Origin of the sequence: Capnocytophaga sp. oral taxon 863 str. F0517 (assembly GCF_000466425.1) — a bacterium.
Classification (GTDB): domain Bacteria; phylum Bacteroidota; class Bacteroidia; order Flavobacteriales; family Flavobacteriaceae; genus Capnocytophaga.
Window position 1 is genome coordinate 107,648 of the sequence record NZ_KE992087.1, and the last position, 7,494, is coordinate 115,141.

Below are 7,494 nucleotides of genomic sequence, written 5' to 3' on the forward strand. Positions count from 1 at the left end.
TACAACGCGATATTATTTGTATTCCTAAATCGGTGCGCAAAGAGCGTATGGAACAAAACCTACAGCTTTTTGATTTTACCCTTACCGATAACGATATGGACGAAATCTTAAAATTAGACACCGGTAAATCACTCATTATGCCTTCTCACCACAACCCCGAAGTAACAAAAATGTTTATGGGGTTCACTCCTAAATAATAATACCGATTTTGTAGATTTTTCAATAAAACTCCCCGTGATGCAAACAGCCTTTATGGCTCACATCACGGGGAGTTTTTCGTCAATTATCAATTATTAATTGTCAATTATTTTATACCTTTGTAAGTTGAAAATATATCCTCTGAAATGAAAAAAGAAGCTATTAAATTATTTGAAGAACGCAAGGTGCGCACTATTTGGGACGATACACACGAGAAATGGTATTTCTCTATTGTAGATGTAGTAGCTATATTAACTGATAGTTCTAACCCTCAGACCTATTGGCGTGTATTGAAAAAACGACTAAAAGAAGAGGGAAATGAAACCGTTACAAATTGTAACGCTTTGAAATTAGAAGCTGCTGATGGTAAAATGCGGCTTACTGATGTTGCTGATACAAAAGTTCAATTGGGACGTAGTGTTATATCACCTACGAAAGCGAAAGACCACCTTAAAATTGAAGAGTCGTAGCACTACACACAATAAATAACACTCTCCGTATAGCACATTTGCCATATGGGGAACTTTACTCTCTAACGAATAAGCTTTACTTGGTGTGCTATTAAAGTTTTGGAAAAACAAAGATAGAGGAAAAATTTGAAAAACTACACTTCTCTATAACAATTATTTGACAAAAATTGTTTATCTTTGCAGGGTATAAAACTAAAAATATGAAAGCATTGTACACAGCAGTGGCCACCGCAACAGGTGGTCGCAACAGAAAAGTAACTTCTGACAATGGCGTATTAAGCCTTGAAATACATCCTCCTAAAGCCTTAGGGGGAGCTAACGATGATTATACCAATCCTGAGCAGATTTTTGCCGCTGGCTATGCGGCTTGTTTCGACAGCGCACTGAATTTGGTTATTAGACAAACTAAAGTAACTACTGGTGAGACCGCTGTAACAGCACACGTATCTGTAGGGAAGCTGAACAATGGCGGGTTTATTTTTGCAGTAACCTTACAAGTGAATATACCCAATGTATCGCTTGAAGAAGCCAAGGCGCTTGTAGCCAAAGCCGACCAAGTTTGCCCATACTCTAATTCCACTCGTGGGAATATAGAAGTAACTTTTGAAATAAGTAACAATTAGGTCGTAGCCCTACAAGTAATAAAAACGCCCCCTGTGGTGAATAACTACATATGGTAAAACGGGGTATCTGGATATAAGAACAATGAGGGAGTATTACTAATTAATTTTTTTAGTTCTGATAAATTTTTCGTACCTTTGTCCCATAACATATTAGTATGGGCTTTGTGTTTTTGTTTTTTCTAGATTAATCAAACTCTTACAAAGTCTGTAAAACTTAAATTAAATAGTCAGATGATGAAAACCTTACAAAATATAGAAGAAATTCCTACTGAAGAGTTAAATAGAATTTTTATAGAAGCTACCGAGAGAGCTCGCCGTGAAAATAGAGCTTTAGGGCTTAGTAATATCAGTGTAAAAGAAGGAGAGCTTGTAGAAGAAAAACCAGATGGAACGATTGTTTATTTGGGTAAAAAAGCCCAATATGGAAATCTTATAAAAGTGAAAAAAGGAGTTTATACGATAGGTGAAAAATGAAAAGATTTCGCATGTTTGCAGGTCCTAACGGATCGGGAAAGTCTACTCTTATAGAAGATGTGAAGAAATACTATAATGTGGGGTATTTTATAAATGCTGATGTTATAGAATTAGCACTAAAAACTAAGGGGTTTATCCATTGTGATGACTATTTACCTACTGAGATTAGTCAAAATAACTGGAATAATTTTTTCCTGCATGCTGAAAACAAGAAGATTGATCTGAATAAGCTACAACAAATACATATTGTTGACAATATTTTGGTCTGCACAGGAACTATAGATAGCTATATAGCGGCTTCGGTGGCTAATTTCTTTAGAGAGATACTGCTAAAACAGCAAAGTACTTTTTCTTTTGAAACAGTAATGTCACATCCCTCTAAAGTAGATTTTTTAAAGAAGGCTAAAAATAATGGTTTTAAAACCTATTTCTACTTTATCACTACACAAGACCCTACTATTAATATAAAACGCATAGGATTCAGAGTTAGCAAAGGAGGGCATAATGTTTCAGAAGAAAAGATAATAGAGAGATACTACAGAACTATGAACCTGCTTTATGATGCTTTTGTGACAGCAGATACAGCCTTTATATTTGATAACTCTTCTGAAGATGACCGTTCATTATTAATTGAAAAAAAGGAAAACAAACTCTACTTTTTACAAGAAAATGTCCCTGAATGGGTGAAAATTTATCTTTTGGATAAAATCAACTATTGATATAAGTACTGAATACCTCTTTGTGTAGTACCGCACAGAGAGGTTTTTCTATTAATAGTTAGTACATTCTACTGTTTGTTGGCGAGTTGCCCACAGGCGGCATCAATATCCTTACCGCGGGAGTAGCGGATGGTGGTGGTGATACCTGCCTCTTCCAATTTTCGTTTGTAGAGCAAAAGGGCTTTCTCATCTGCTTGTTCAAAGGCACCGTCATCGATAGGGTTGTACTCAATGAGATTGACCTTACAGGGGGCAAAGCGACAAAAGGCTACCAGCGCCTCCACATCCTTGGGGCTGTCATTGATACCTTTCCACACGACATACTCATAGGTAATCCGGCTTTTGGTCTGCTGGTACCAATATTGCAAGGCTTGGCGTAGTTCAGTAAGGGGGAAATTGACCGTCCAAGGCATAATCTTATTACGTGTCTCCTCTATAGCGGAGTGTAGGGATACCGCGAGCTTGAATTTGACTTTGTCATCAGCCATTTTGCGAATGAGCTTGGAGACCCCCGAGGTAGATACCGTGATTCGCTTGGGGGAGAAGCCAAGACCTTCTTTTTCGGAGGTGATTCGCTCGATAGCCTTCATCACATTAGGGTAGTTCATCAGTGGCTCCCCCATCCCCATAAAGACGATATTGCGCAGAGGACGACCGTAGTAGAGCCGGCTCTGCTGGTCTATGGTGAGAACTTGGTCAAAGATCTCATCCGGAGAGAGGTTGCGCATGCGCTTAAGGCGGGCGGTAGCACAGAAAGAACAGTTGAGCGAACAACCCACCTGGCTGGAGACACAAGCCGTAATACGAGTATCGGTAGGGATGAGTACCGATTCCACATAGAGCCCATCATGCAGGCGTACCGCATTCTTGATCGTACCATCCTCGCTACGCTGCATGGTATCCACCTTAATGTGGTTGATAACAAAGTGCGCCTCCAGCAGCGCCCTTGTCTCCTTCGAGAGGTTCGTCATCTGCTCAAAAGTATGAACCCCCTTCGTCCAAAGCCATTCATACACCTGTTTGGCACGAAAGGCCTTTTCTCCGTGTGAGAGAAAAAAGGCCTCTATTTGTTCTCGACTAAGCGAACGTATATCTTTCATGCTTCACTTTTCACTTAATAAACCACCACAACAGAAACCCTCCCACAATAATCCGGTAGTAGCCCCAAAGAGCGAAACCATATTTCTTGATCAGCTCTATAAAGCCTTTGATAGCGATGATAGCAACTATATAAGCCACTACATTCCCTATAACAAACATGGAGAGTTTGTTGGAGTTGCTAGCTAAGAGCTCATAGCCTTTCATAGTTACCCCACTGCCTGTGTAGTGCTTGAGAAATAAGGAATATACCGTTACGGCCAGCATGGTGGGCACTGCCAAGAAGAAAGAAAACTCTGCGGCTAGCTCGCGGGTGAGCTTCTGTTGCATCCCACCTATAATCGAAGCTGCCGAACGACTCGTACCAGGCATCATGGCCAAGCATTGCCAAAAGCCTATAATCACCGCTTTTTTAATGGATATTTCCTTTTCATGAGAGATTGTCGGATGCTGAAAAAAACGATCAATAAAGAGCAGCACCACCCCGCCTACAATCAGCATAAGGGCTATATACACCGGAGCACCCATCACCGAATCTATATAATCGTCCAAGAGCTTGCCCAAGACAAGAGCTGGAAGCACCGCAAAACCTAACTTGAGGAAAAATTGCCAACGGGAGAAGTCTAAAAATTTACGCCAATAGAGTGTTACCACGGCCAAAATAGCCCCAAACTGTATACAGAGCGCAAATATCTTAAAAAAATCATCCTCAGCAAGTCCCATCAGCTCACGAGTGAAGATCATATGAGCCGTGGAGGAAATCGGCAAATACTCGGTAAGCCCCTCCACGATAGCGATGATAATTGACTGTAGTAAGTCCATTAGTTTTCTTTAGGTTTGTCGTTATACAATATAGCTATTACCTCCGTCGCAAATCCCAAAAGCACCAAGGCAGGTGCCAAGCTGATACGTCGGAAACTGAAAATATCTGGATTGAAGACCTTAGGGTCATCACTTCCCCCGCCACTCATCGCAAGAAAACCCAAAGCAATAAGCCCCAAACCAAGGAGCATAAGTTGATAGTTTTTTCGTCTGAATATCATCTATTTAATTATTATTTGTCTCTATTCGTTCTATTTCTCTTCTAACCAGCTCCAAGTCTTCCTTATAGGTCATGCCAAACCATACCGCTTCAGTAGGCACCACCGCTACCACATAGCCTTGTTCCATAGCGTGACTCACTAAGGTAGGAATATAGAACTCTGCCTTAGGATCGTCCTTATGTTCGGCTATAAAGGTCTCAAATAGGGGAAGCCCTATACGGAAAATATCGGGGGTAAAGCCCCAAAAGTTCATCGAAACGAAGCTTGTCAAGGGAAAACGCTCTCCCGTACGCTCATCCGTAGCCTCATCTTCGGCGGTCTTGAGCAGCTTGGTACGCTCCTCTATACGAATTAGGTGGTTGTCTGCACTTACGGTACAGATACCGCGCGATACGGTACCGTTCTCACTAAGGGTATTGCCTAAGCGATACCCTGCCGAGAAGAAGGTCTTTTCCTTTCCTTCACGCAAGGCCTTAGCCATCATCTCAAATGAATGTGCCCCATAGAAGTCATCCGCATTGATGATCAAAAAAGGATTGGTTATCAAGTCCTTCAGGCACAATAGGGCATGCCCTGTCCCCCAAGGCTTCTTGCGCTCTATGGGGTTATGTTGGTCTTGGCAGACGAAGGAGAGCTTCTCTGCTGGAAATTTCTTGAGCAAGTGCGCTTTCATAGTCGCTTCGATCTCCGAACGGATAATCAGCACCACATTGTCAAAACCCGCCGCAAAAGCATCCGCTATGGAATAGTCCAAAAGGATGGAATCTCCATAGATAGGGACAATCTGCTTATCTGCTCCAAAGCGAGAGCCTAAGCCCGCCGCCAATATCGCTAATGTTATTTTCATTTTCTTAGTATTTAGTAGAGGCGAATAACCATTCACCCTTTATCTGTCTCTTGTCATTGGTCACTAGCCATTGGTCACTTGTCATTGGTCATTGGTCATTGGTCACTTGTCACTATCAAAAGGCTTTCTATCGCCAATCGGTAGCTTTCCATCCCGAAGCCTACGATAATTCCCTTGGCAACAGGTGAGATATACGAATGATGCCGAAAGGCCTCCCGAGCAAAGGTATTGGAGATATGCACCTCCACCACTGGGGTGCTAATCCCTCGAATAGCATCCTGTAGGGCTACCGAGGTATGGGTATAGGCACCCGCGTTGAGAATAATCCCATCGTAGCAGAAGCCTACCTCATGGAGCTTATCGAGCAATGCGCCCTCATGGTTGGACTGGTAATAGTGCAAATGGAGCTGTGGGTAAGCCTTCTGAAGCGTCTCAAAATACGCCTCAAAACTTACCCCCCCATATACTGTTGGTTCCCGTTTGCCTAAAAGATTTAGGTTAGGCCCATTGATGATGAGTATCTCCATGGCCTATCCTTCATTCATATGAGGAAGTACTTCCTTACCGATCTCCTCAATGACTTCTTTCATAGGACGAGAACAGAATTTCGCAATGAAGATCGTATGACTCACACCCATAAACTTAAGCGTTTGTAGCAAGTCTATCAAGTAATTACGTCCTAATCGGAAGCCTAATTCTATATTTATTGGCTCTGCATTCGGATCCTCCAATAGGTCGATATACAAGGGCTGTATATAGGGCTTATTAGGCTGATTGTATTTCTCAAGGGTAGATTTCCAATTCTGGATAATGTTTTTAGTATAAGAGAACTCACGCGGATAGTAGATCCATCCATCTCCATTTTGAGCAATCCAATCCAAGTTAATTCCTCCGGCATGTCCGGTGATATACATAGGGATATTCTTATTCACTGGCTTAGGAATCACATCGGCTTCGCCCTTGAGTTTCCCAAAAGAAGTCTCATAATGAGGGAAATCCTTACTCCAGAAGGTACGAAGGGTCTCTATCTGGCGCATGAAGTCGATACTGCGGTTCTCATAAGGCTTGTTAAAGGCAGGATATTCTATAGCACGGTCACCAGAGGCCACCCCAAGATGTAGGCGACCAGGGAAAAGCTGATCTATACTGGCTGCGGCCTTGGCAAAGTGGATCGGGTGGCGAAGTGGAAGTACCATACTGGCTGTACCCAACTTGATTTTTTTAGTCAAGGTCGCAATATGCGCCATATACACCCAAGGATCATAGATCTGTCCCACATCACGGAAGTTTGGGTCAAACAAGGGTACATCGCGCACCCATAAAGTATCAAATCCCAATTCCTCCGCTTGTAGGGCAAGCGCTATCTGTTCTTCTTTATCCATTCGTGGCACAGGCCCTTCGAAGGCTTCTATGGGAAATAACACCCCCATAGAGAGCTTATCTGTTGCTATCATATATTTCTTTAGTTTTTAGTTCTTCGTTGTTAGTTTTTTTAGTGATTAGTGATTAGTCACTAATCATTGATCATTAGTCACTATATTTTTATTGTGTTTTAACTCACGATGCAAAGGTACAAATATTTCTCCAACTGACAAAGATTTAATCAGCATATACATTTTTTTTCAAAAATCACCCAAACATTCATAAACAGCCAAAAGCTACCACTCATTTTACAAAAATATAGGTAATTTTTTTTTGCTGTTTCAGCAATTATTACTACTTTTGTCTCTGTAACCCATTCAATAACAGAACTATGGCAGTAACAGACCACAACTTTTTCGATAACTTCAGCGACCACTTGCAATCTACTGTTGGACAGCAGGTGGGGGTTAAGTTCTGCAGCACTACGGAGAAACTTAGGGGCATCCTATGGAGATAACAAACAAGCTCAACATTTAATTCCAGAAGAGGTTTGGAATGATACTTTTTTAATGACATAGGATTAGGAGATGGTAGAGATAAAAAAGAGAATGGATTAATGATGTGGGATTACTGCTGTTGCGTTGTTTTTAGATAGTAAAT

At 41.6% G+C, this 7,494-nt stretch carries 10 protein-coding genes and 1 pseudogene; 5 read left to right on the forward strand and 6 right to left on the reverse strand.

Annotated features, from left to right (window positions below):
• The 5 genes and pseudogenes from HMPREF1551_RS13080 to HMPREF1551_RS01545 all read left to right on the forward strand — a co-directional run.
• Positions 1-197, forward strand: a pseudogene (locus tag HMPREF1551_RS13080) (aldo/keto reductase); the annotation flags it as partial.
• A gap of 147 nt (positions 198-344) precedes the next feature.
• Positions 345-668 carry a hypothetical protein gene (locus HMPREF1551_RS01530; RefSeq protein WP_021627237.1) on the forward strand — a complete coding sequence of 108 codons (324 nt, stop codon included), beginning with the start codon at positions 345-347 and terminating at the stop codon, positions 666-668.
• A 200-nt stretch (positions 669-868) separates the two neighbouring features.
• On the forward strand, positions 869-1,291 hold the full coding sequence (locus tag HMPREF1551_RS01535) for an organic hydroperoxide resistance protein (protein ID WP_021627239.1): 423 nt from the start codon (positions 869-871) through the stop codon (positions 1,289-1,291).
• A gap of 231 nt (positions 1,292-1,522) precedes the next feature.
• Positions 1,523-1,765, forward strand: a complete 243-nt coding sequence (locus HMPREF1551_RS01540; protein ID WP_021627240.1) for a hypothetical protein — start codon at positions 1,523-1,525, stop codon at positions 1,763-1,765.
• A complete protein-coding gene (locus tag HMPREF1551_RS01545) occupies positions 1,762-2,484 on the forward strand; it encodes a hypothetical protein (protein WP_021627241.1) in 723 nt (240 codons plus the stop codon). The genes HMPREF1551_RS01540 and HMPREF1551_RS01545 overlap by 4 nt, the downstream gene beginning before the upstream one ends.
• A gap of 68 nt (positions 2,485-2,552) precedes the next feature.
• Here the strand turns inward: HMPREF1551_RS01545 and rlmN are convergent, their stop codons facing one another.
• The 6 genes from rlmN to HMPREF1551_RS01575 form a co-directional block, all read right to left on the reverse strand.
• Complete coding sequence (gene rlmN, locus HMPREF1551_RS01550; RefSeq protein ID WP_021627242.1) at positions 2,553-3,584, reverse strand: 23S rRNA (adenine(2503)-C(2))-methyltransferase RlmN; 1,032 nt, start codon at positions 3,582-3,584, stop codon at positions 2,553-2,555.
• A gap of 10 nt (positions 3,585-3,594) precedes the next feature.
• Complete coding sequence (locus HMPREF1551_RS01555; RefSeq protein ID WP_021627243.1) at positions 3,595-4,404, reverse strand: undecaprenyl-diphosphate phosphatase; 810 nt, start codon at positions 4,402-4,404, stop codon at positions 3,595-3,597.
• Positions 4,404-4,625, reverse strand: coding sequence for a DUF3098 domain-containing protein (locus HMPREF1551_RS01560; protein WP_021627244.1), 222 nt, complete (start codon positions 4,623-4,625; stop codon positions 4,404-4,406). Before HMPREF1551_RS01560 ends, HMPREF1551_RS01555 begins: the two co-directional genes overlap by 1 nt.
• A 4-nt stretch (positions 4,626-4,629) precedes the next feature.
• Positions 4,630-5,472, reverse strand: coding sequence for an NDP-sugar synthase (locus HMPREF1551_RS01565; protein WP_021627245.1), 843 nt, complete (start codon positions 5,470-5,472; stop codon positions 4,630-4,632).
• A gap of 95 nt (positions 5,473-5,567) precedes the next feature.
• A complete protein-coding gene (aroQ, locus tag HMPREF1551_RS01570; RefSeq protein WP_021627246.1) occupies positions 5,568-5,999 on the reverse strand; it encodes a type II 3-dehydroquinate dehydratase in 432 nt (143 codons plus the stop codon).
• 3 nt (positions 6,000-6,002) lie between these two features.
• A complete protein-coding gene (locus HMPREF1551_RS01575) occupies positions 6,003-6,926 on the reverse strand; it encodes an LLM class oxidoreductase (RefSeq protein ID WP_021627247.1) in 924 nt (307 codons plus the stop codon).
• Positions 6,927-7,494: the final 568 nt, after the last annotated feature.

Coding starts and splice junctions, on each gene's coding strand:
- HMPREF1551_RS01530 (WP_021627237.1), top strand. CDS start 345: ATGAAAAAAGAAGCTATTAAATTATTTGAAGAACGCAAGGTGCGCACT.
- HMPREF1551_RS01535 (WP_021627239.1), top strand. CDS start 869: ATGAAAGCATTGTACACAGCAGTGGCCACCGCAACAGGTGGTCGCAAC.
- HMPREF1551_RS01540 (WP_021627240.1), top strand. CDS start 1,523: ATGATGAAAACCTTACAAAATATAGAAGAAATTCCTACTGAAGAGTTA.
- HMPREF1551_RS01545 (WP_021627241.1), top strand. CDS start 1,762: ATGAAAAGATTTCGCATGTTTGCAGGTCCTAACGGATCGGGAAAGTCT.
- rlmN (WP_021627242.1), bottom strand. CDS start 3,584: ATGAAAGATATACGTTCGCTTAGTCGAGAACAAATAGAGGCCTTTTTT.
- HMPREF1551_RS01555 (WP_021627243.1), bottom strand. CDS start 4,404: ATGGACTTACTACAGTCAATTATCATCGCTATCGTGGAGGGGCTTACC.
- HMPREF1551_RS01560 (WP_021627244.1), bottom strand. CDS start 4,625: ATGATATTCAGACGAAAAAACTATCAACTTATGCTCCTTGGTTTGGGG.
- HMPREF1551_RS01565 (WP_021627245.1), bottom strand. CDS start 5,472: ATGAAAATAACATTAGCGATATTGGCGGCGGGCTTAGGCTCTCGCTTT.
- aroQ (WP_021627246.1), bottom strand. CDS start 5,999: ATGGAGATACTCATCATCAATGGGCCTAACCTAAATCTTTTAGGCAAA.
- HMPREF1551_RS01575 (WP_021627247.1), bottom strand. CDS start 6,926: ATGATAGCAACAGATAAGCTCTCTATGGGGGTGTTATTTCCCATAGAA.